A 19,767-nucleotide genomic window follows, 5' to 3' on the forward strand; every position below is an offset into this window, starting at 1 on the left:
TTTCATGTTGCCGACTCCCGAACAAGTTCACCAATACATTGCCGACAACCTGCCCTGTGAACACCTGCAAGTACAAGGCGATGGTTCGCACTTTGAAGCCCTGATCGTCAGCCCCGCCTTTGAAGGCAAACGCCTGATTGCCCGTCACCAACTGGTCTACAAGGCGCTGGGCGACCGGATGAAGGCCGAGATCCACGCCTTGTCCATGCGCACGCTTACCCCCGACGAATACAAGGCCAATCCGAATGGATAAATTACGCATCACAGGTGGCCAGCGCCTTCATGGCGAGATCACCATCTCTGGCGCCAAAAACGCCGCCCTGCCTATTCTGTGCGCCAGTTTACTGACTGCCGACACGGTCTATCTGGACAATGTCCCGCGTCTGCGCGACATTGACACTACCCTGAAACTTTTGGGTCAGTTAGGGGTCAGGCAGGAACGCAATGGCACCTTGGAGCTGAACGCAGCCAACATCACCAAACTGGAAGCACCCTACGAACTGGTGAAAACCATGCGTGCCTCCATTCTGGTGCTGGGTCCCCTGCTGGCCCGCTTTGGCGAGGCCCGCGTCAGCCTGCCCGGTGGTTGCGCCATTGGCCAGCGCCCGGTGGATCAGCACATCAAAGGCCTGGCTGCCATGGGTGCGGAAATCCATGTCGAACACGGCTTTGTGAATGCCCGTGCCAAACGTTTGCGCGGTGCAGTGGTGCGTACCGATATGGTGACGGTCACCGGCACAGAAAACCTGATGATGGCGGCCGTTCTGGCTGAAGGCCAAACCATTCTTGAGAACGCAGCGCGCGAGCCCGAAATTATCGATCTGGCCGAACTGCTGATCAAAATGGGCGCCAAGATCCAGGGCCACGGTACCGACCGCATCGTGATTGACGGGGTCGAACGCCTGCACGGTGCCACGCACACCATCTGCCCAGATCGTATCGAAGCAGGAACTTTCCTGTGCGCTGTGGCCGCCACCGGTGGCGAACTGACCTTGCGCAATACCGATGCCGACGCCATGGGCGCCACGCTCGATAAGTTGCGTGAAGCCGGTCTGCATATTGAAACCGGCCCGGACTGGATCAAGGCCAGCATGGAGGGTCGCCCCAAAGCCGTTAGCTTTCGCACCAGCGAATACCCCGGCTTTCCCACTGACATGCAGGCTCAACTGATGGCCTTGAATACCATTGCCGAGGGCACCGCCTCGGTCGTGGAAACCATCTTTGAAAATCGCTACATGCATGTGCAGGAGCTCAACCGCCTGGGCGCGCAGATCGATATCGAAGGTCATATGGCCGTCGTTACCGGCGCTCCCTTCCTGACCGGCGCCAACGTCATGGCAACCGATCTGCGTGCGTCAGCCAGCCTGGTCATTGCGGGCCTGGCGGCCCGGGGTGACACCACCGTCGAACGCATCTACCATCTGGACCGTGGCTACGACCGTATGGAAGCCAAGCTTCAAGCCGTCGGCGCCAATATCGAGCGAATCAGCAGCAAGGAAACCTAATGAGTCCCGCCGGTTTAAATCAACCTCTGACGCTGGCCTTGTCCAAAGGCCGGATTTTTGACGAAACCCTGCCTTTGCTGGAAGAGGCGGGCATCAAGGTACTGGAAAGCCCGGAGACGTCGCGCAAACTCATCCTGCCCACCAACAATCCGGACCTGCGTCTGATTATTGTGCGTGCTACCGACGTGCCCACCTATGTGCAATACGGCGCCGCCCATATCGGGATTGCCGGCAAGGATGTGTTGTACGAGCACATGGAACAGCACCCTGGCGGCCTGTACCAACCGGTGGATCTGAACATCGCCCGATGCCGTCTGTGTGTGGCCGTGGCCGAAGGCTTTGACTACCACTCGGCCGTCAAACAGGGCTCGCGCCTGCGCATCGCCACCAAATACACGCGTGCGGCTCGTGAACACTTCGCCAGCAAGGGCGTGTATGTGGACCTGATCAAGCTGTATGGCTCCATGGAACTGGCCCCGCTGGTCGGCCTGGCCGATGCGATTGTGGATCTGGTCTCCAGCGGCGGCACCCTGCGCGCTAACAAGCTGGTGGAAGTGGAAGACATCACCCCCATTTCCTCGCGTTTGATCGTCAATCAGGCCGCCATGAAAAACCGTGGCGCGCAATTGCAACCCCTGATCGACGCCTTCTCGCGTGCTTCCCTGGACGAGTAAACCCACCCCTTCTTCCCATAAGGGGCAAAACGTCTGTCAATCCTGCTTGTGCAAAAGGCGCAGACCGCCTTTTGCCTGGGCGAAATGTTATACACTGGCCTTTGAACCTTAGCCTTTTCCTGTTGCGACATGTCACTGATCCATCGCCTAACCTCCCAATCCGCCCAGTTCGATGCTGAGCTGCGCACCCTACTGGCTTACGAAGCGTCCGAAGACGAGTCGATCGAGCACGCCTGTGCCCAGATCCTGCATCGTATCCAGCATGAGGGAGACACGGCCTTGCTGGACTACACGCAACGCTTTGACCGGCTGACTGTTGAACAGGCCAGCGCGCTGGAAATCCCCAAGGCGGAACTATTGGCCGCTTTGGAGAGTTTGCCGGCCGACCAGCGCAAGGCGCTGGAGCAGGCTGCCGAACGTGTGCGTCGCTACCACGAGCACCAACGCAGCGAAACCTGGACCTATACAGAGCCTGACGGCACGGTGCTGGGTCAGCAAGTCACCCCCCTGGATCGCGTGGGACTGTATGTTCCCGGTGGCAAGGCCGCTTACCCCTCCTCAGTCCTGATGAACGCCATTCCCGCCAAAGTGGCCGGCGTTCCAGAGTTGATCATGGTCACGCCCACACCCGATGGCGTGCGCAACCCCATCGTGCTGGCTGCGGCCGCTCTGGGTGGTGTAGACCGCGTGTTCACCATTGGTGGCGCGCAAGCCGTGGGCGCTCTGGCCTACGGCACAGACACCATCCCGGCGGTCGACAAGATTGTCGGCCCCGGCAATGCTTACGTCGCCGCTGCCAAACGCCGGGTGTTTGGGGTCGTGGGCATCGACATGATTGCCGGCCCGTCCGAGATCCTGATCATCAGCGACGGCAGCGCGCCCGCAGACTGGGTAGCCATGGACCTGTTCTCCCAGGCTGAACACGACGAGCTGGCTCAGGCCATCTTGCTGTGTCCCGATGCCGACTTCCTGGACCAGGTTGAGGCAGCTATCGAACGCCTGTTGCCCACCATGCCACGTGCGGACATCATTCGCCGCAGCCTGTCCGGTCGCGGCGCCCTGATCCATGTCCGCGATCTGGACGAGGCCTGTAAGATCAGCAACCATATCGCGCCAGAACACCTGGAAGTCTCTACCCGGAATGCCCAGGACCTGTTGAGCAAAATCCGCCATGCTGGCGCCATTTTCCTGGGCCCCTACAGTTCCGAATCGCTGGGCGATTACTGTGCCGGGCCCAATCATGTCCTGCCGACGGCACGCACTGCGCGTTTCTCGTCACCGTTGGGCGTCTACGATTTCCAGAAACGCAGCAGCATTATTCAGGTTTCAGAATCAGGCGCCCAGACACTGGGACCCATAGCCGCTACGCTGGCACAAGGCGAGGGGCTTTACGCCCACGCTGCCAGCGCGCAATTCCGATTGAACCAATCCTGATACCGGCCTTGCCGCCGGCTCTGACATGCGTACCGCCGAGATTACCCGCAATACCAACGAAACCCGCATCCGCGTGGCTGTAAACCTGGACGGCACCGGCCGTCACTCGCTCAACAGTGGCGTGCCTTTTCTGGACCACATGCTGGACCAGATCGCCCGACACGGCCTGATCGATCTGGACGTGCATTGTGAAGGCGATACTCACATCGACGACCATCATACCGTCGAGGATATCGGCATTGCGCTGGGCCAGGCCTTTGCCAAAGCTGTGGGCAGCAAGGCCGGTCTGCGCCGCTACGGACATTCCTATGTTCCGCTGGACGAAGCGCTCTCGCGCGTGGTGGTGGACTTCTCCGGTCGTCCCGGCCTGTTTTATTTTGTGCCCTTCACCCGCGCACGAATCGGCCAGTTCGATGTAGACTTGGCACGCGAGTTTTTCCAGGGCTTTGTCAATCACGCCCTGGTATCCTTGCACATCGATAACCTGCGCGGTGAAAACGCACACCATCAGTGCGAAACCGTGTTCAAAGCCTTTGGCCGAGCATTGCGCATGGCTCTGGAGCTGGACCCACGTAGCGAAGGCGTGGTGCCTTCGACCAAAGGGGTTCTGTAAACGTCCTTCGGACACACATCGTGACCACTATCGCTATTGTCGATTACGGTTCGGGCAACATCTTCTCAGTTGCCCGGGCACTGCATGCCGCCTCGCCCGAGGCGCGCGTTGTTCTTGCTCAAACCCCTCAAGCCATTCTGGATGCGGACCGGGTAGTATTACCCGGTCAGGGCGCCATGCCCGACTGCATGGCCCATCTGGACCAGTCCGGCTTGCGTGATGCCTTGCTGACCGCCGCCCGCACCAAACCCTTGCTGGGTATCTGCGTAGGCGAACAGATGCTGTTCGATTCCAGCCAGGAAGGCAATGTTCCCTGCCTGGGCCTGATTCCCGGACAGGTACGCCGCTTTGAAGGTCCGAATTACAAAAGCAGCGAGCACACCGGCGGCTCCGCATTAAAAGTGCCTCATATTGGCTGGAACCGAGTCCACCAGACTCGGGATCATCCCTTATGGGCGGGCATTGAGGATGGTGCGTTCTTTTACTTTGTACACAGCTACTTTGTCGATCCGCTGCATATAGATCAAACTTGTGGTTCGACGCACTACGGCCAATGCTTTACCTCGGCGATCGCAAACGCTAATATTTTTGCGTTGCAATGCCATCCTGAGAAAAGCGCAGACAACGGCCTGCAACTGTTCCGGAATTTCGCCCACTGGAAGCCATGATTTTTCAAGAAAGCTTCCTGGCGTTTTTCTGACTTTTTCCGACCCAGTATTTCTTACGTTTTTTACGGCTAAAGACCATGCTTTTGATTCCCGCCATCGACCTTAAAGACGGGCGTTGTGTGCGCCTTCGCCAGGGTGACCTGGACGATGCCACTATTTTCTCGGATGATCCGGCCAAAATAGCAACACAGTGGCTAGAGCAAGGGGCCCGACGCCTGCATCTGGTGGATCTGAACGGCGCCTTTGCCGGAAAACCCAAGAACAGCGAGGCCATCAAGTCCATTATTGCAGCCGTCGACGGTGAGATTCCCGTGCAGATCGGTGGCGGCATCCGCGACCTGGACACCATCGAGCGCTACCTGGACGCCGGCATGAGCTACGTCATTATCGGCACCGCCGCGGTCAAAAGCCCCGGTTTTCTGCAGGATGCCTGCAGCGCCTTTCCCGGCAGCATCATTGTTGGTCTGGACGCCCGTGATGGCAAAATCGCCACCGACGGCTGGAGCAAGCTGACCCGCCACGACGTACTGGACCTGGCCAAGAAATTTGAAGACTACGGCTGCGAATCCATTATTTATACCGATATTGGCCGTGATGGCATGCTGAGCGGCGTGAACATCGAAGCCACTGTCAAGCTGTCCCAGCATGTCAAGATTCCCGTCATCGCTTCGGGTGGTGTCACCAATCTGAAAGACATCGAAGAGCTGTGCGCGGTCGAGCACGAAGGGATTGAAGGCGTCATTTTGGGACGCAGCATCTACGAAGGCACCCTGGATTTTGCCGAGGCACAGACATTTGCTGACGAGTACCCGGCATGAGCCAGGTTGCTGCCAACGAATTAGCCTGCCGCATTATCCCCTGTCTGGATGTCACCGCCGGTCGGGTGGTCAAGGGGATCAACTTTGTGGATCTGGTCGATGCAGGTGATCCGGTCGAGATCGCCCGCAAATACAACGATCAGGGTGCCGACGAGCTGACTTTCCTGGACATTACCGCCACCTCGGATAACCGCGATCTGATTTTGCCCATCATCGAACAGGTGGCCAGCCAGATCTTCATCCCTTTGACGGTCGGTGGCGGTGTTCGCGAAGTGGCTGATATCCAGCGCCTGCTCAATGCCGGTGCGGACAAGGTTTCCATCAACAGTGCTGCCATCAGCAACCCTGATCTAGTACGTGCAGCCAGTGACCATCATGGCAAGCAGTGCATGGTTGTCGCCATCGATGCGCGTCGTGTCAGTACCGGCAATGAGGCTCCCCGCTGGGAAGTCTTCACCCACGGTGGACGTCGCGGGACCGGACTGGATGTGGTGGAATGGGCCGCGAAAATGGCCGAATACGGTGCCGGCGAACTGCTGCTGACCAGCATGGATCGCGACGGCACCAAGTCCGGATTTGACCTTGAGCTGACTCGTGCCGTGGCCGATGCCGTCTCTGTGCCCGTCATTGCCTCGGGCGGAGTCGGTGGACTGCAGGATCTGGCCGATGGGGTGATCAAGGGCGGCGCCAGCGCCGTACTGGCCGCCAGCATTTTCCACTATGGTCAACACACTATTGCCGAAGCCAAAGCATTCATGGCTGCGCAGGGTATTCAGGTGCGACGCTAATGGCTGACTTACCGGCTTGGCTGGCTGAAATTCGCTTTGATGAACACGGCTTGATCCCCGCCATTGCGCAAGACCAGGCAACGGGCAAAATCCTGATGGTCGCCTGGATGAACCAGGAGTCCTTGCAAGAGACCGTCAGCACGGGTCGTGCCGTGTATTGGTCGCGCTCCCGCCAGCGTCTGTGGCGCAAGGGCGAGGAGTCCGGTCATGTTCAACATGTCAGCGACTTGCGCCTGGATTGCGATGGCGACGTTATTTTGCTCAGCGTGGAACAACTTGGCCAGATTGCCTGCCATACCGGGCGGGAAAGCTGCTTTTATCGTCAGCTGCAAGGCCAGAGCGATCAGGCACAATGGGTAACGGTCGATCCCGTACTGAAAGACCCGGAGCATATTTACCGATGAGCGAACAACCTACCGTCGAGACCATTCTCGACCACCTTGGCCGGACCTTGAAATCCCGTTTACCTGCTCAAGGGGGTGACCCGTCCTCATCCTACGCCGCCAAATTGCTGGCCAAAGGTCCGGATGCATTCTTGAAAAAGATTGGCGAAGAGGCAACCGAGCTGGTCATGGCCGCCAAGGATCAGGAGCGCGAGCGTATTGTCTACGAAACGGCAGATCTGTGGTTTCATAGTCTGGTGGCGCTGACCTATTATGGTCTGGAGCCTCGCGATGTACTCACAGAGCTGTTGCGCCGCGAGGGCACATCGGGCCTGGAAGAAAAAGCTTCGCGACCTAAGGATCAGGTGTAATCCTGTCATCTAGTCGCGCTACACTGTCCGAACACCTAGATTTTCAGCATTCGCCTGGCGAATGCTTCGCTACCGAGGTTGCTATGAGCGAGAACTGTCTGTTTTGTAAAATTGCTGCCGGTCAGATTCCGTCCAAAAAAGTGTACGAGGACGAAGACTTTCTGGCATTTCACGACATCAACCCCGCCGCTCCAGTTCATATTCTGGTCATTCCCAAAAAACACGTCGTCTCCATGCAGGACGTCTCGAACCAGGATAGCGAATGGTTGGGTAAAATGATGGCTTTGGCACCTTCCCTGGCCGCACAGGCTGGTTGTCGCCCCGGCCCCGAAGGCGGTTTCCGTATTGTCATTAACAACGGTTTGGATGGCGGACAGGAAATCAACCATTTACACATGCACATCTTGGGCGGTGAGCGCCCATGGCAACAACGCGCAGCCATGGCTGCTTAAGGGAGATACATTATGGGTAGCTTTAGCATTTGGCACTGGCTGATCGTTCTGGTCATCGTCGCCCTGGTTTTCGGCACCAAAAAACTGCGCAACATCGGCTCGGACCTGGGCGGCGCAGTCAAGGGTTTTAAAGAAGGCATGAAAGACGTGGGTGAAGAAGAAAAAACACCCGAAAGCGTCAGCCAGCGTGCTGCAGATCCTCAAACGATCGACGTTCAGGCCAAGGAAAAGTCCGATCGCGCCTGACCCCCTTCTTGTGTGAGTCTGAATGTTTGATGTCAGCTTTAGCGAGCTGCTCCTGATTGGAGTGGTCGCCCTGATCGTCATCGGTCCCGAACGTCTGCCCAAAGTAGCGCGCACCGTAGGCCATTTGCTTGGCCGCGCGCAGCGCTACGTCAACGAGGTCAAGACCGATATCCAACGCGAAATCAATCTGGATGAGGTCAATAAACTCAAAGACCAGATGGAGGAAGCTGCCCGCTCGGTACGCAGTTCGGTCGAAGACACGGGCAAAAGCATCAGCCAGCCTCTGACCGAAGCACGCGATACCCTGCACAATGCGTCGGAATCGGCACGCAAGGCCTTTTCGGATACGTCCGAAAGCGCCCCTGCCACGCCCGACGCTCCTTTGGCAGAACCGGCCATCAAGCCGCCGGCCCCGGATGCAGCCGCCCAGCCAGCGCCTCATGCGCCGGCCAGTGACGACGCTCCCCGTCCTACGGATGCTCCCGCCCAACCCTCTAAAGGACCAACGGCATGAGCACCGAAACGCCTCAAGAAGATACGTTTATCTCCCACCTGGTCGAGCTGCGCACACGTTTGTTGCGCGCAGTCATCGCCGTGGTAGGGATATTTATTGTGTTGTTCACTTATCCGGGCGCCTCAGCCATTTATGATGTGCTGGCCCAGCCCATGATGAGCTCCCTGCCAGAAGGGACCCGCATGATCGCCACCGGGGTCATCACCCCCTTTATGGTGCCGGTCAAGGTCACCTTGATGGCCGCTTTTGTGCTGGCCTTGCCCATCGTGCTGTACCAGGCCTGGGCTTTTATCGCCCCTGGCCTCTATAACCACGAGAAGAAACTGGCTCTGCCCCTGATCATGACCAGCACGCTGCTGTTCATCGCCGGGATGGCCTTTTGCTATTTCGTCGTATTTCGCACGGTCTTTCACTTCATCGCGTCGTTTGCCCCGCAATCGATCACGCCCGCCCCTGACATCGAAGCCTACCTGGGCTTTGTCATGACGATGTTCCTGGCCTTTGGCATTACGTTTGAAGTGCCTATCGCCGTTATCCTGCTGGTAAAAACCGGGGTGGTCACGGTGGCCAAGCTGCGTGAAATCCGTGGCTACGTCATCGTGGGCGCCTTCGTGATTGCCGCCATCGTGACGCCTCCCGATGTGGTCAGTCAACTTCTGTTGGCAGCGCCACTGTGCCTGCTCTACGAATTAGGCATCCTGGCCGCCAGCCTGATCAAGAAACGGGAAACAGAAAGCAGTGAAAGTCGGGAGCTGGACCTGTAAGCCCCTAGGCGTACCACAGGACAGGACATCCCTGCATCACCCCGACCCAAAAATATGGCTCTCCGTGCGGCCCCGGACAGGGCAAGGCAAGAGAGCCATTTTTTTATAGCCACCTCATACCCACACCGGAGCGTCAGGCCGATGGGCAGCCCGTATGCATCATGGCAAAGCCGCGGCGACCCAGGCCCCACCAGGAAAGCAGCGCCCAGACGCTCTGAGCGACTCCCCTCCGGCCTAAGCGCCCCTCATGCAAGGGAAGCCGTAGCCTCCCTCCTTATTTGCGCACTTGCGGCCGCATACCAACCTTGACGGGGACATCCAGTTCCTTGCCCTCGCGCAGCACACTCAAGGTCACGATTTGCCCGGGCTGCACCGGACCGATCTGGTTGAGCAGATCAATCGAATCAGCCACAGGCTGACCATTCAAGCGCAGCACAATATCCCCCACCAACAAATGCGCCTCGGCAGCCGGTCCATGACGCTGCACGCTGGCGATAATTACCCCCGCATCATTTTTCAGCTTGAAGCTCTTGACCAGATCGGGGGTGATGTCCTGCGGCTCCAGCCCCAGCCAACCCCGCGTCACTTCGCCATTACGAATAATCTCGTCCATAATGGCCAGCGCTGTCGATGCGGGAATGGCAAAGCCGATTCCCAGCGACCCACCCGTTTCGGAATAAATGGCGGTATTGATGCCCACCAAGCGGCCTGCCGCATCCACCAGGGCCCCACCGGAATTACCCGGATTGATCGCCGCGTCTGTCTGGATAAAGTTCTCGTAAATATTGATGCCCAGGCGATTGCGGCCCAGTCCAGACACAATACCCATCGTAGTGGTTTGCCCCACTCCAAAGGGATTGCCAATCGCCAGTACAACATCTCCCACCTGCAACTGATCCTGAGACCGGGCGCGAATCACCGCCAGCTTGGGCAGATCGACCTTAAGCACGGCCAGGTCACTTTCCGGGTCCGAACCAATCAGGCGGGCCCTGGCCTGACGGCCATCGGACAAAGCCACCTCTATCGCATCCGCCGCCTCGATCACGTGGTAATTGGTCAGGATATAGCCCTGTTCGTGTACGATCACGCCCGAACCCAGGTTGATGGTGGAACGTCGTCCCATCAGATCAGGCAGTTCACGGAACAGACGCTGCAAATCAGGGTCCTCCAACAAGGGAGAATTGCCTTCCAAATGCTTGCTGGTGTACACATTAACGACAGCAGGCGCGGCACGGGTTACCGCCAAGGCATACGACACGCGGCCTTCCTGAGCAACAGGCGCCTGAACGACGGGGGCCGGCGCAGGCAGCACCGCCCTGCTCGTATCACGGGCCGGTGTCTGTGGGGCTCCCAGCCATTGAGGTCGCAGCGTCACCACAATAAAAAAGCCCGCCAGACAGATCGTTACCGCTTGAGCAAACACTAGCCACAATCGACGCATAGCACTCTTTCAGATAAGGAATTCCATGACTCAGGTTTCAACGGCCGAGCTGACCGACTGGCTCAACAGCACCTTGGATATCGCCCGCTTCAAGGACTACTGTCCCAATGGACTCCAGGTCGAAGGCAAGCCCTATATTGGCAAACTCGTCACGGGGGTGACAGCCTCGCTGGCGCTGATTGACGCCGCTATTGCCCGCCAGGCGGACGCTATTCTGGTGCACCACGGCTGGTTCTGGAAAAACGAAAATCCGTGCATTGTGGGCACTCGAAAAACTCGTATCGAACGCGTCCTGTCGCATCAGCTTAACCTCTTGGGCTACCACTTGCCCCTGGACGCCCATCCCCAGTTCGGCAACAACGCTCAATTAGCCCGGCAATTGGGTATTGAGGTCCTGCATGACGCAAACGGCCTGCCCCAAACCTGTGGTCCAGATGGACTGGTCTGGCTGGGCGAATTGCCAACCCCCGTTTCATTGGAAACATTCGGCCTGACAGTTTGCAATAATTTACAACGCAAACCTCTGATTGTTGGTGATTTACAACGGAAAATACGCCGCGTGGCCTGGTGTACTGGGGGTGCGCAAGGTTTTATTGAAAGCGCCGTGGCAGCACAAGCCGATCTTTACATCAGCGGCGAGGCGTCGGAACAAACCTTCCATAGTGCTCAGGAAAACGATATTGCCTTCATGGCCGCAGGGCATCATGCGACCGAACGGTATGGTGCTAAAGCCCTGGGAGAGGAAATTGCCCGTCAGTTTGGCATCGCCGTAGAGTTCATCGACCTGGACAACCCGATCTGACCGGAGCAAAAACCGGTACATATGACTTTGAACAAGCTTTAAAGACTCGCATGGCTAGACAAGCCCAGCCCATGAAAGGCTAAAATCAGGCAACCGGCGCGGGCGAACTTGACCCCGCCGGTCGGTTTACATAAACAAAAAGGTGCCGAAAGGCACCTTAAAGCTTTGATAAGTTTGGGCTTTTATTTTTTCAGCGAATCCCTGATCTCGCGCAGCAACAGCACGTCTTCAGGGGTTGGCTCGGGTACGGCCTCAGCAGCCTCAGCCTTGGCCACCGTGGCACGCATGCGGTTAACCATCTTGACCATGCAAAACACCACGAAGGCCAGCAAGATGAAGTTGATGAAAATGGTCAGGAAGTTACCCCAGGACAAAACAACGGCCCCCGCCGCATTCAAAGCTTCCAGGGTTTGAGGACCGGTATAGCCCTCTGGTGTACGCAAGACCGTGAACTGGTTGGTAAAATCCACCTCGCCGCCAAGGATGAAACTGATGACGGGCATGACGATGTCTTTTACCAGCGAGTCGATAATCTTGCCGAAGGCAGCGCCGATAATGACACCGACCGCCAGGTCCATCATGTTGCCCTTAACGGCGAACTCCCGGAATTCGTTAAGAAAACCTCGAGCCTTGTTCATATGTTCACCTTTGATCAAGTTATGCTGCGCTGGGTAAAGCGTATAATGTGCGGTTGAATAATATACCCAGGCCCAAATCCGTAAATTGTGGTATTGCCCGAGTCGGGCAGGAATAAGGATACTAGAATGAGTCAGAATACGACACAGCCCGATGCCAGAGGCGCGGTTGATCTCAACCTTCCGCCCGATCCTTCGCGCCGCACCTGGGTCGCCACCGCCTGTGCATTAGGTGGTGTCGCTGGTGTGGCGACAGCTGTTCCCTTTGTCAGCTCCTTTGCTCCTTCCGAGAAAGCAAAAGCGGCCGGCGCTCCCGTAGAGGTCGATATTTCCAGCATCGCCCCCGGTGAGATGCGCACCGTGGAATGGCGCGGGAAACCGGTCTGGATTCTGCACCGTACCCAAGAGCAGCTGGACGCCTTGCCCAAGCTGGACAGCCAGCTGGCCGACCCTGACTCGGATCGCCCCGGTTACACCCCCGCGTACGCCAAGAACGAATACCGTTCGCGTCGCCCCGAAATCTTTATCTGTATCGGTATTTGCACCCACCTGGGCTGCTCCCCTACTCCGCATCTGGCCGCCGGCGCTGGCCCGGGTCTGCCTGGTGGTTGGGAAGGTGGTTTTCTGTGCCCCTGCCACGGTTCCACGTTTGACCTGGCCGGCCGCGTCTACAGCAACAAGCCCGCTCCAGACAATCTGGAGATCCCGCCTTATGAGTTCTCGGCCGACGGCATGATGGTCACCATCGGCGTGGACGAAAACAACAAGGCCTAAGGCGGCTGCAACCCAATACGTACTATTTAAAAAGATAAAGGAGCCGTTTCATGGCTGGCGAGAAAACCGTCGAAACGACAGGACTCTTGGGATGGATTGACAGGCGCTTCCCCCTGACATCCATGTACAAAGAGCACATGTCAGAATACTACGCGCCGAAGAACTTCAACTTCTGGTACTTCTTTGGCTCTCTGGCACTGCTGGTGCTGGTTATTCAGATCGTGACCGGTATTTTCCTGGTCATGAACTACAAGCCCGATGCCAAGCTGGCGTTTGAATCGGTCGAATACATCATGCGTGAAGTGCCGGGCGGCTGGATCATCCGCTACATGCACTCCACCGGCGCTTCCATGTTCTTCGTGGTGGTGTACCTGCACATGCTGCGCGGCCTGTTCTACGGCTCGTACCGCAAACCACGTGAGCTGGTCTGGATTTTTGGCGTCGCCATTTTCCTCTGTCTGATGGCTGAAGCCTTCATGGGCTACCTGCTGCCCTGGGGCCAGATGTCCTACTGGGGTGCCCAGGTGATTGTTAACCTGTTCTCGGCCATTCCATTCATTGGTCCTGACCTGGCTATTTTCATCCGTGGCGACTACGTGGTCTCCGACGCCACCCTGAACCGCTTCTTTGCTCTGCACGTGATTGCTGTGCCTCTGGTCCTGCTGGGTCTGGTGGTCGCTCACCTGATCGCCCTGCACGAAGTCGGCTCCAACAACCCCGACGGCGTGGAAATCAAGAAAGGCCCCAAAGACGCTCAAGGTCGTCCTTTGGATGGCATTCCCTTCCACCCCTACTACACCGTCCATGACATTCTGGGCGTGGCAGGCTTTCTGATCGTGTTCGCTGCGATCGTGTTCTTTGCCCCTGAAATGGGCGGCTACTTCCTGGAGTTCAACAACTTCAGCCCCGCCGACGCACTGAAGACGCCTCCGCACATTGCACCGGTCTGGTATTTCACGCCTTTCTACTCCATGCTGCGCGCAACGACCGCCGACTTTACCTGGGTTCTGGCCGGTGCTTCCGTGCTGGGCGCTCTGGTGCTGTTCGTCAAGGGCAAGCTGCCCGGTATCTGGCGCCTGGCCGTACCGGCCATCCTGATTGCTGTTGCCGTTTTGCTGCGTGTCATTGACGCCAAGTTCTGGGGCGTGGTGGCCATGGGCGGTACGGTCGTGATCCTGTTCTTCCTGCCTTGGCTGGATAAATCGCCTGTGAAGTCGATTCGCTACCGTCCTACCTGGCATAAAGTGCTGTACGCGATTTTCATCATCAACTTCCTGATCCTGGGTTACCTGGGCACGCAGGCCCCGAACGACCTGTTCAACCTGCTGAGCCAGATCGGTACGGTGATCTACCTCGCTTTCTTCCTGCTGATGCCAGTATGGAGCCGCATGGGTACGTTCAAACCCGAACCTGATCGCGTGACTTTCCGCCCTCACTAGGCCCCCAACACGAAACGGAATGACCATGATTAAAAAACTGCTTGGCGCTCTGGCCTTGTCCCTTACCTGCACGGTGGCTGGTGCCGCCGGAGGTGGCTATGCCCTGGAGCGCGCGCCCGACCGCATGAATGACATGGCGGCCTTGCAAAATGGCGCAAAACTGTTTGTGAACTACTGTCTGAACTGTCATAGCGCCAACTCCATGCGCTACAACAAGCTGACAGAGATCGGCCTGACTGAAGAGGACATCAAAAAGAACCTGCTGTTCTCCTCGGACAAGGTGGGTGATCTGATGAAGATCGCCATGACCCCTGAAATGGGCAAGAAATGGTTTGGCGCAGCCCCACCAGACCTGTCCGTGATTGCCCGTGCCAAGTCCACCAACCTGGGCCCCAGCGGCGCAGACTACATCTACACCTACTTGCGCACGTTCTACCGTGACGTCTCGCGCCCAACAGGCTGGGACAACCTGGTTTTCCCAAGCGTGGGGATGCCTCACGCACTGTGGGAGCGCCAGGGTGGGGTAACCATGAACCGCACTACCGTGGCTCAGGAAGCCAAGGATGACGGCAGCAAGGAATGGGTCAAGACCACCGCCACCTACGATCCTGCTGGCTTCTCCGACGTCAAGAAAGAAGTATTGGCCGACTATACGGGCCACGCGACTGACACCGTCAAGCTTGTGCCCGTTAACGCCAAGGCCGCTGCCAAGTACGACAGCGATGTGGCTGACCTGGCCAACTTTATGGACTGGATGGCCGAACCTGTGCAACTGGAGCGCAAAAAGATCGGCGTTGGCGTGATGCTGTTCCTGCTCTTGTTCTTTGCCGTCGCATGGCGACTGAACAGCGTTTTCTGGAAAGACATCAAGTAAAACGCTATGCTAGACGGGCAGGCTTGACTAGTCTGCCCGGCTTTTTATTGTTAAAACCCCTTGCTGGGTTTTGAATCCTGAGCCGTGAGGCTCTTGTTTTTATTTCTACGACTGGAATCTCCTACCATGATGGTGCTCTACTCTGGAACAACTTGCCCATTCTCACAGCGCTGCCGTTTCGTGTTGTTTGAAAAAGGCATGGATTTCGAGATCCGCGACATCGACTTGTACAACAAGCCTGAAGATATCGCCGTCATGAACCCCTACGGACAGGTGCCAATCCTGGTAGAACGTGACCTGATCTTGTACGAATCGAACATCATCAATGAATACATTGATGAGCGCTTCCCCCATCCACAGCTAATGCCCGCAGATCCCACCATGCGTGCCCGCACACGCTTGTTCCTGTACAACTTTGAAAAGGAACTGTTTGTGCATGTGGCGGCTCTGGAGGATCGTCGCAATGCCGATGCCAAGGCCCAGGAACAGGCCCGTCAGCAAATCCGCAATCACCTGTCCCAACTGGCGCCCATCTTGCTCAAGAACAAGTACATGCTGGGTGAAGAGTTCTCCATGCTGGACGTGGCGATCGCTCCTTTGCTCTGGCGTCTGGACCACTACGGCATTGAACTGCCCAAGAGCGCTGCTCCGGTGCAAAAGTATGCCGAACGCGTGTTCTCGCGTCCTGCCTACATTGAAGCACTGACTCCCTCCGAAAAAGTCATGCGTCGCTAATCGATTATGCAAGAAACCTCGACCAAGCCTTACCTGTTGCGCGCGCTGCACGAATGGTGTTCAGACCACGGGTACACTCCTCATATCGTGGTGACGGTGGATGCTAATACCGTCGTCCCGAGAGGCCATATTCAGGATGGTCAAATCACCCTGAATATTGGCCATCTGGCCACCAACGGCCTGATTCTGGGCAACGAGTACATTGAATTTCAGGCACGCTTTGGCGGCGTGACGGAAGACATATTCGTGCCTGTAGCCGCCGTCTCGGCCATTTACGCACGTGAAACCGGTGCCGGCATGGGTTTTGAAGTCATGGAGTCCGAGCCCTACCCACAAGGCGACGCACCAACTGCTGTCGCTCCTGAAACGACAACAGAAGCACCCACTGCCAAAAAAGACGCTGACAAGGTTTCGCACCTCAAGATCGTCAAGTAAGGCGAGGTCGACGCAGAAAAACATAGAGCCCCGCATGGGGCTCTATGTTTTTGGCACTACGTCCGGTTAGACGCTACGACCGCCGCGCTCGCCCCTTAGCCTTGCTGCACCGCCTCAGCCTGATTACGACGGCGTCCAGCGGCCACACGCCACTCCAGAAGGCTCTTGAGCATCACTGACACAATAGCGAATACCGCCAGCAGTGCAGCCGCGGTAAAGGCCGCAGCCGCCTTGTTATCATTGTTGAGCTGATCGACCAGCAAGGACAGGGTCAAGGTCTGGTTCATGATGGTGCCCGACACAACAGATACCGCACCAAATTCGCCAATAGCTCGCGCATTGGTCAGCACGACGCCGTACAGCAGCGCCCATTTGATATCCGGCAAGGTAACGTGCCAGAAGATTTGCCAACCATTGGCCCCCAGACTTAAGGCGGCCGCCTGCGCATCCGAACCTTGAGCCTGCATGACGGGGATCAGAATACGAGCGACATACGGGGTCGTCACGAAGATGGTCACCATCAAGATCCCGGGCCAGGCAAACATCAACTGAATATCCCGTGCGCTTAACCACTGCCCCAGCGACGACTCTACCCCATAGACCACGAGGTAACACAAACCTGCCACCACCGGGGAAACCGCGTAAGGCAGGTCCACCAGGGTACTTAACAAGCGACGGCCACGAAACTGGTAGTGCGTCAGACACCAGGCCAGCAAGATGCCGAACACCATGTTCAGCGGTACCGTCAGCACCGCCACGAACAAGGTCAGCCCGATGGCGTGGAGCATATAGTCCTCTTGCAGATTGCTCCACAAAGCGGGCAAGCCATCACCCAGCGCTTTGGAGAAAATCAGCACCAAGGGAACAACAAGCAAGCCGAGCACCAGCCCGATGCCCACCGTCAGGATCAAGCGGTCTGCCAGGCTCTTAGGTGGTTTTCTCATGACGCCCTCCGCTGCCAGCCTAACAGGCGATTCTGCACCAGCTGCAGGCTAAACAGCAGCAGCAGGGAAGCGATCAGGATCACCGAGGCAATCGCCGCTGCCGCCGGGTAATTGAACTCTTGCAAGCGCACAAAAATCATCAAAGATGAAACTTCGGTTTTGAAAGGAATATTGCCCGCAATCATAATGACGGCGCCAAACTCTCCCAGGCTACGGATAAAAGCTTGCGAGGCTCCCGTCACCAAGGCAGGAATCAAAGGCGGAAACACGACTTTGCTAAAGGTCTGCCACCCGCTCGCACCCAGTGTATGGGCGACTTCCTCGTACTCCGCACCCAGTTCCTCAATGACAGGCTGCACAATACGCACCACAAAGGGCAAACTGGTAAAAGTCATGGCCAGAACAATACCGGGGTATTGATAAGCGACCTTCCAGCCCTCCGGCAGAAACTGGCCAAACCAGCCGCCCGGCACAAACAGGGTTGCCAGGGTCAAGCCAGCCACAGACGTCGGCAGTGCAAAGGGCAAATCCACCAAGGCGTCGATCAGCCGACGCCCTGGAAACTCAAAGCGCGTAATGATCCAGGCGATGATAAAGCCCACCACACTGGCGATCACGGTGGAATAAAAGGCGGCACTGACCGTGACCTGGTAACTGCTGACAACGCGCTTGTCAGTGATTGCGCGCCAATAATCGGCCAGACTCATGTCGCTGACGTACATGAACAGGGCCGACAAAGGCAAAAGCACGATAATGGACAGGTACAGGACGCTAAAGCCAAAGCTCAGCCCAAAACCCGGCATAACGGGGCGCTGCAAAAAAAAGAGGGGCTTTAGCGCAGTCTTCACCCCGGAAGCCTGCGCTTCGCCCACAAGAGTACGGCTCATGAATTATTTCGCCAGCAACTGATCCAATACCCCGTTAGCGGCAAAGTGACGGCTTTGAATCTCAGTCCAGGGGCCCAGAACGTCGGTGGGATTGATCAGCTTGACGGGCGCATATTTGGATTCGAATTCCTTGGCAACCGCCGGGTCCGTCACCCGATAGTTAAAGCCGGCCAGCAAGCGCTGAATTTCGGGGGTGTACTGAAACTTCAGGTACTCGGTCGCTTCCTTGCGCGTGCCTTTCTGATCCACTACCCGATCAACCACCGCCACGGGAAACTCGGCCAGAACACTGACAGGAGGCACCACCACTTCCAGCTCGCTGCCCTTGAACTCTTCGCTGCCAGCAATGTTGAGCACTTCGGACTCAAAAGTCAGCAGCACATCGCCCTGGCCGTTCTGGGCGAAAGCCACAGTCGCACCCCGACCGCCAGTGGGAAAACTCTCTACATTGCCCAACACCTTGGCCACGAACTGCTTGATCTTGGCCTCATCGCCACCGAACGCCTCGTTGGCATACAGCCAGGAAGCCAGATAGGTATAGCGTGCATTGCCCGAGGTCTTGGGGTTAGGGAATACCAGTTTCACATCATCGCGCACCAGATCATCCCAAGACTGAATGTTCTTGGGATTGCCCTTGCGCACCAAAAAGGCGATGGTGCTGTAGTAAGGGGAGCTGTTGTTGGGGAACTGCTGGGCCCAATCCTTGGCTACTGCGCCGCGCTCGGCCAGGAACTCAATATCGGTTACCTGGTTAAAGGTGACGGTATCAACTTTCTTGCCTTGAATAATGTCTTGGGCCTGACGGGAGGTCCCGGCAAACGACTGGTCAATCTTGATGTCTTGGCCTGTAGTCGCTTTCCAGTGCTCGACAAACTTGGGGTTGATCGCCGCAAAGGTTTCGCGCGCCACGTCAAACGAGGCGTTCAACAACGTAACCTGGGCACTGGCTGTACCTCCCAACAACGAGGCCAACAACAAGGCAGAGCCAACAACAGACTTCAATTTCATGGTGTTCCCCACAGTTCCCTGACGCAACCTTCCAGGCGCGGCATTCATGTTCAATCGCGTGCTATCTATATAAGCACAGCTTGGATAGATCAAATTATGAGTAGGGAAAAAGGCATTTAAAACGACATTTTCATCATGCCCTTATAACCAGAACCTATCTATGCACCCCGTTTTCACACTTCGGCTCCTAGCAATCTGTGCCTGGTGATTGCTTCTTTGGAAAAAATACGGCTATAATCATCAATTCGCCGGCTTAGCTCAGTTGGTAGAGCAGCGCACTTGTAATGCGAAGGTCGAGGGTTCAACTCCTTTAGCCGGCACCACGAATATCAGCGGTTTACCGCATAAAAAGGGTCACCAGAAATGGTGGCCCTTTTTTTATGCTGTTTTTCTGCCTACTTCTTGCCTGCTGTTGGTTCTGACGGGCAGACAAAGCGCCTGACCAGAGTACCTGGCCCCGATGGTTAGGTCGGCACTTCCAGGCAGGGCGTGGCTCGCCGCCTGGCAAGCAGCCCAGCAACAGCAACAGCAACAGCAACAGCAACAGCAACAGCAACAGCAAC

General features: G+C 57.0%; 25 protein-coding genes and 1 tRNA gene. 21 read left to right on the plus strand and 5 right to left on the minus strand.

The genetic code is table 11. From position 1 onward, the window contains the following. Positions 1 to 4 precede the first annotated feature (4 nt). The 14 genes from ACOZ42_RS15575 (at position 5) to tatC (ending at position 9,230) form a co-directional block, all read left to right on the plus strand. Positions 5 to 253, plus strand: a complete 249-nt coding sequence (locus ACOZ42_RS15575) for a BolA family protein (RefSeq protein WP_003805423.1) — start codon at positions 5 to 7, stop codon at positions 251 to 253. After that, entirely contained in the window at positions 246 to 1,505 is a 1,260-nt protein-coding gene (murA, locus tag ACOZ42_RS15580; RefSeq protein WP_003805420.1) for a UDP-N-acetylglucosamine 1-carboxyvinyltransferase, read from the plus strand. Before ACOZ42_RS15575 ends, murA begins: the two co-directional genes overlap by 8 nt. After that, complete coding sequence (hisG, locus tag ACOZ42_RS15585; RefSeq protein ID WP_003805418.1) at positions 1,505 to 2,179, plus strand: ATP phosphoribosyltransferase; 675 nt, start codon at positions 1,505 to 1,507, stop codon at positions 2,177 to 2,179. Before murA ends, hisG begins: the two co-directional genes overlap by 1 nt. Before the next feature lie 129 nt (positions 2,180 to 2,308). Further along, positions 2,309 to 3,613, plus strand: coding sequence for a histidinol dehydrogenase (gene hisD, locus ACOZ42_RS15590; RefSeq protein WP_003805416.1), 1,305 nt, complete (start codon positions 2,309 to 2,311; stop codon positions 3,611 to 3,613). Between the two features lie 25 nt (positions 3,614 to 3,638). Continuing rightward, on the plus strand, positions 3,639 to 4,226 hold the full coding sequence (gene hisB, locus ACOZ42_RS15595; RefSeq protein WP_003805414.1) for an imidazoleglycerol-phosphate dehydratase HisB: 588 nt from the start codon (positions 3,639 to 3,641) through the stop codon (positions 4,224 to 4,226). Positions 4,227 to 4,246: 20 nt separating this feature from the next. Continuing rightward, the gene (hisH, locus tag ACOZ42_RS15600) at positions 4,247 to 4,894 is read left to right on the plus strand and encodes an imidazole glycerol phosphate synthase subunit HisH (RefSeq protein WP_003805413.1); all 648 of its coding nucleotides are present in this window, start codon (positions 4,247 to 4,249) and stop codon (positions 4,892 to 4,894) included. A gap of 77 nt (positions 4,895 to 4,971) precedes the next feature. Further along, positions 4,972 to 5,712 (plus strand): 1-(5-phosphoribosyl)-5-[(5-phosphoribosylamino)methylideneamino]imidazole-4-carboxamide isomerase, encoded by a 741-nt coding sequence (gene hisA / locus ACOZ42_RS15605; RefSeq protein WP_003805410.1) that lies wholly within the window; start codon positions 4,972 to 4,974, stop codon positions 5,710 to 5,712. Beyond that, a complete protein-coding gene (hisF, locus tag ACOZ42_RS15610) occupies positions 5,709 to 6,500 on the plus strand; it encodes an imidazole glycerol phosphate synthase subunit HisF (protein ID WP_003805408.1) in 792 nt (263 codons plus the stop codon). The genes hisA and hisF overlap by 4 nt, the downstream gene beginning before the upstream one ends. After that, a complete protein-coding gene (hisI, locus tag ACOZ42_RS15615; protein WP_003805407.1) occupies positions 6,500 to 6,904 on the plus strand; it encodes a phosphoribosyl-AMP cyclohydrolase in 405 nt (134 codons plus the stop codon). Before hisF ends, hisI begins: the two co-directional genes overlap by 1 nt. Continuing rightward, a complete protein-coding gene (locus ACOZ42_RS15620; RefSeq protein WP_003805405.1) occupies positions 6,901 to 7,254 on the plus strand; it encodes a phosphoribosyl-ATP diphosphatase in 354 nt (117 codons plus the stop codon). Before hisI ends, ACOZ42_RS15620 begins: the two co-directional genes overlap by 4 nt. 83 nt (positions 7,255 to 7,337) lie before the next feature. Next, positions 7,338 to 7,706, plus strand: coding sequence for a histidine triad nucleotide-binding protein (locus ACOZ42_RS15625; protein WP_003805403.1), 369 nt, complete (start codon positions 7,338 to 7,340; stop codon positions 7,704 to 7,706). A 12-nt stretch (positions 7,707 to 7,718) separates the two neighbouring features. After that, complete coding sequence (gene tatA, locus ACOZ42_RS15630) at positions 7,719 to 7,952, plus strand: Sec-independent protein translocase subunit TatA (protein WP_003805401.1); 234 nt, start codon at positions 7,719 to 7,721, stop codon at positions 7,950 to 7,952. 22 nt (positions 7,953 to 7,974) lie between these two features. Further along, a complete protein-coding gene (tatB, locus tag ACOZ42_RS15635) occupies positions 7,975 to 8,466 on the plus strand; it encodes a Sec-independent protein translocase protein TatB (RefSeq protein WP_059318133.1) in 492 nt (163 codons plus the stop codon). Beyond that, positions 8,463 to 9,230 carry a twin-arginine translocase subunit TatC gene (gene tatC, locus ACOZ42_RS15640; RefSeq protein WP_003805399.1) on the plus strand — a complete coding sequence of 256 codons (768 nt, stop codon included), beginning with the start codon at positions 8,463 to 8,465 and terminating at the stop codon, positions 9,228 to 9,230. Before tatB ends, tatC begins: the two co-directional genes overlap by 4 nt. 274 nt (positions 9,231 to 9,504) lie before the next feature. Here tatC and ACOZ42_RS15645 read toward each other — a convergent pair whose 3' ends face one another. Then, positions 9,505 to 10,671 (minus strand): S1C family serine protease, encoded by a 1,167-nt coding sequence (locus tag ACOZ42_RS15645; protein WP_301606061.1) that lies wholly within the window; start codon positions 10,669 to 10,671, stop codon positions 9,505 to 9,507. Positions 10,672 to 10,696: 25 nt separating this feature from the next. Here ACOZ42_RS15645 and ACOZ42_RS15650 point away from each other — a divergent pair, with 25 nt between their 5' ends. Further along, positions 10,697 to 11,473: a Nif3-like dinuclear metal center hexameric protein gene (locus ACOZ42_RS15650; protein WP_426345350.1), complete on the plus strand. Its 777-nt coding sequence runs from the start codon at positions 10,697 to 10,699 to the stop codon at positions 11,471 to 11,473. Between the two features lie 182 nt (positions 11,474 to 11,655). On the opposite strand, the gene mscL is transcribed toward ACOZ42_RS15650, so the two are convergent. Beyond that, positions 11,656 to 12,111, minus strand: a complete 456-nt coding sequence (gene mscL / locus ACOZ42_RS15655) for a large conductance mechanosensitive channel protein MscL (RefSeq protein ID WP_003805396.1) — start codon at positions 12,109 to 12,111, stop codon at positions 11,656 to 11,658. A gap of 126 nt (positions 12,112 to 12,237) precedes the next feature. On the opposite strand from mscL, the gene petA reads away from it, so the two are divergent. The 5 genes from petA to ACOZ42_RS15680 all read left to right on the plus strand — a co-directional run bounded on the left by petA (position 12,238) and on the right by ACOZ42_RS15680 (position 16,365). Beyond that, positions 12,238 to 12,882 carry a ubiquinol-cytochrome c reductase iron-sulfur subunit gene (gene petA, locus ACOZ42_RS15660; RefSeq protein ID WP_003805394.1) on the plus strand — a complete coding sequence of 215 codons (645 nt, stop codon included), beginning with the start codon at positions 12,238 to 12,240 and terminating at the stop codon, positions 12,880 to 12,882. A 50-nt stretch (positions 12,883 to 12,932) separates the two neighbouring features. Next, positions 12,933 to 14,321 carry a cytochrome b gene (locus ACOZ42_RS15665; protein WP_003805393.1) on the plus strand — a complete coding sequence of 463 codons (1,389 nt, stop codon included), beginning with the start codon at positions 12,933 to 12,935 and terminating at the stop codon, positions 14,319 to 14,321. Between the two features lie 19 nt (positions 14,322 to 14,340). Beyond that, a complete protein-coding gene (locus tag ACOZ42_RS15670; RefSeq protein ID WP_003805392.1) occupies positions 14,341 to 15,195 on the plus strand; it encodes a cytochrome c1 in 855 nt (284 codons plus the stop codon). Between the two features lie 126 nt (positions 15,196 to 15,321). Continuing rightward, the gene (locus ACOZ42_RS15675) at positions 15,322 to 15,930 is read left to right on the plus strand and encodes a glutathione S-transferase N-terminal domain-containing protein (RefSeq protein WP_003805391.1); all 609 of its coding nucleotides are present in this window, start codon (positions 15,322 to 15,324) and stop codon (positions 15,928 to 15,930) included. 6 nt (positions 15,931 to 15,936) lie between these two features. Further along, positions 15,937 to 16,365: a ClpXP protease specificity-enhancing factor gene (locus ACOZ42_RS15680; protein ID WP_003805390.1), complete on the plus strand. Its 429-nt coding sequence runs from the start codon at positions 15,937 to 15,939 to the stop codon at positions 16,363 to 16,365. A gap of 95 nt (positions 16,366 to 16,460) precedes the next feature. On the opposite strand, the gene cysW is transcribed toward ACOZ42_RS15680, so the two are convergent. Genes cysW through cysP form a run of 3 tightly spaced genes read right to left on the minus strand, consistent with a single transcriptional unit; the run spans position 16,461 to position 19,204 of the window. Further along, positions 16,461 to 17,309, minus strand: coding sequence for a sulfate ABC transporter permease subunit CysW (cysW, locus tag ACOZ42_RS15685; protein ID WP_003805389.1), 849 nt, complete (start codon positions 17,307 to 17,309; stop codon positions 16,461 to 16,463). Beyond that, positions 17,306 to 18,196, minus strand: coding sequence for a sulfate ABC transporter permease subunit CysT (gene cysT / locus ACOZ42_RS15690; protein ID WP_336579976.1), 891 nt, complete (start codon positions 18,194 to 18,196; stop codon positions 17,306 to 17,308). The genes cysW and cysT overlap by 4 nt, the downstream gene beginning before the upstream one ends. Positions 18,197 to 18,199: 3 nt before the next feature. Then, positions 18,200 to 19,204, minus strand: coding sequence for a thiosulfate ABC transporter substrate-binding protein CysP (gene cysP, locus ACOZ42_RS15695; protein WP_059318128.1), 1,005 nt, complete (start codon positions 19,202 to 19,204; stop codon positions 18,200 to 18,202). Between the two features lie 247 nt (positions 19,205 to 19,451). Here cysP and ACOZ42_RS15700 point away from each other — a divergent pair. Beyond that, positions 19,452 to 19,527: transfer RNA gene (locus ACOZ42_RS15700), tRNA-Thr, on the plus strand. Positions 19,528 to 19,767 lie beyond the last annotated feature (240 nt).

It is taken from the genome of Alcaligenes sp. HNGD-HTN06 (genome assembly GCF_049932565.1).
Taxonomy (GTDB): Bacteria; Pseudomonadota; Gammaproteobacteria; order Burkholderiales; family Burkholderiaceae_B; genus Alcaligenes; species Alcaligenes ammonioxydans.

Coding starts and splice junctions, on each gene's coding strand:
- ACOZ42_RS15575 (WP_003805423.1), top strand. CDS start 5: ATGTTGCCGACTCCCGAACAAGTTCACCAATACATTGCCGACAACCTG.
- murA (WP_003805420.1), top strand. CDS start 246: ATGGATAAATTACGCATCACAGGTGGCCAGCGCCTTCATGGCGAGATC.
- hisG (WP_003805418.1), top strand. CDS start 1,505: ATGAGTCCCGCCGGTTTAAATCAACCTCTGACGCTGGCCTTGTCCAAA.
- hisD (WP_003805416.1), top strand. CDS start 2,309: ATGTCACTGATCCATCGCCTAACCTCCCAATCCGCCCAGTTCGATGCT.
- hisB (WP_003805414.1), top strand. CDS start 3,639: ATGCGTACCGCCGAGATTACCCGCAATACCAACGAAACCCGCATCCGC.
- hisA (WP_003805410.1), top strand. CDS start 4,972: ATGCTTTTGATTCCCGCCATCGACCTTAAAGACGGGCGTTGTGTGCGC.
- hisF (WP_003805408.1), top strand. CDS start 5,709: ATGAGCCAGGTTGCTGCCAACGAATTAGCCTGCCGCATTATCCCCTGT.
- hisI (WP_003805407.1), top strand. CDS start 6,500: ATGGCTGACTTACCGGCTTGGCTGGCTGAAATTCGCTTTGATGAACAC.
- ACOZ42_RS15620 (WP_003805405.1), top strand. CDS start 6,901: ATGAGCGAACAACCTACCGTCGAGACCATTCTCGACCACCTTGGCCGG.
- ACOZ42_RS15625 (WP_003805403.1), top strand. CDS start 7,338: ATGAGCGAGAACTGTCTGTTTTGTAAAATTGCTGCCGGTCAGATTCCG.
- tatA (WP_003805401.1), top strand. CDS start 7,719: ATGGGTAGCTTTAGCATTTGGCACTGGCTGATCGTTCTGGTCATCGTC.
- tatB (WP_059318133.1), top strand. CDS start 7,975: ATGTTTGATGTCAGCTTTAGCGAGCTGCTCCTGATTGGAGTGGTCGCC.
- tatC (WP_003805399.1), top strand. CDS start 8,463: ATGAGCACCGAAACGCCTCAAGAAGATACGTTTATCTCCCACCTGGTC.
- ACOZ42_RS15645 (WP_301606061.1), bottom strand. CDS start 10,671: ATGCGTCGATTGTGGCTAGTGTTTGCTCAAGCGGTAACGATCTGTCTG.
- ACOZ42_RS15650 (WP_426345350.1), top strand. CDS start 10,697: ATGACTCAGGTTTCAACGGCCGAGCTGACCGACTGGCTCAACAGCACC.
- mscL (WP_003805396.1), bottom strand. CDS start 12,111: ATGAACAAGGCTCGAGGTTTTCTTAACGAATTCCGGGAGTTCGCCGTT.
- petA (WP_003805394.1), top strand. CDS start 12,238: ATGAGTCAGAATACGACACAGCCCGATGCCAGAGGCGCGGTTGATCTC.
- ACOZ42_RS15665 (WP_003805393.1), top strand. CDS start 12,933: ATGGCTGGCGAGAAAACCGTCGAAACGACAGGACTCTTGGGATGGATT.
- ACOZ42_RS15670 (WP_003805392.1), top strand. CDS start 14,341: ATGACCATGATTAAAAAACTGCTTGGCGCTCTGGCCTTGTCCCTTACC.
- ACOZ42_RS15675 (WP_003805391.1), top strand. CDS start 15,322: ATGATGGTGCTCTACTCTGGAACAACTTGCCCATTCTCACAGCGCTGC.
- ACOZ42_RS15680 (WP_003805390.1), top strand. CDS start 15,937: ATGCAAGAAACCTCGACCAAGCCTTACCTGTTGCGCGCGCTGCACGAA.
- cysW (WP_003805389.1), bottom strand. CDS start 17,309: ATGAGAAAACCACCTAAGAGCCTGGCAGACCGCTTGATCCTGACGGTG.
- cysT (WP_336579976.1), bottom strand. CDS start 18,196: ATGAGCCGTACTCTTGTGGGCGAAGCGCAGGCTTCCGGGGTGAAGACT.
- cysP (WP_059318128.1), bottom strand. CDS start 19,204: ATGAAATTGAAGTCTGTTGTTGGCTCTGCCTTGTTGTTGGCCTCGTTG.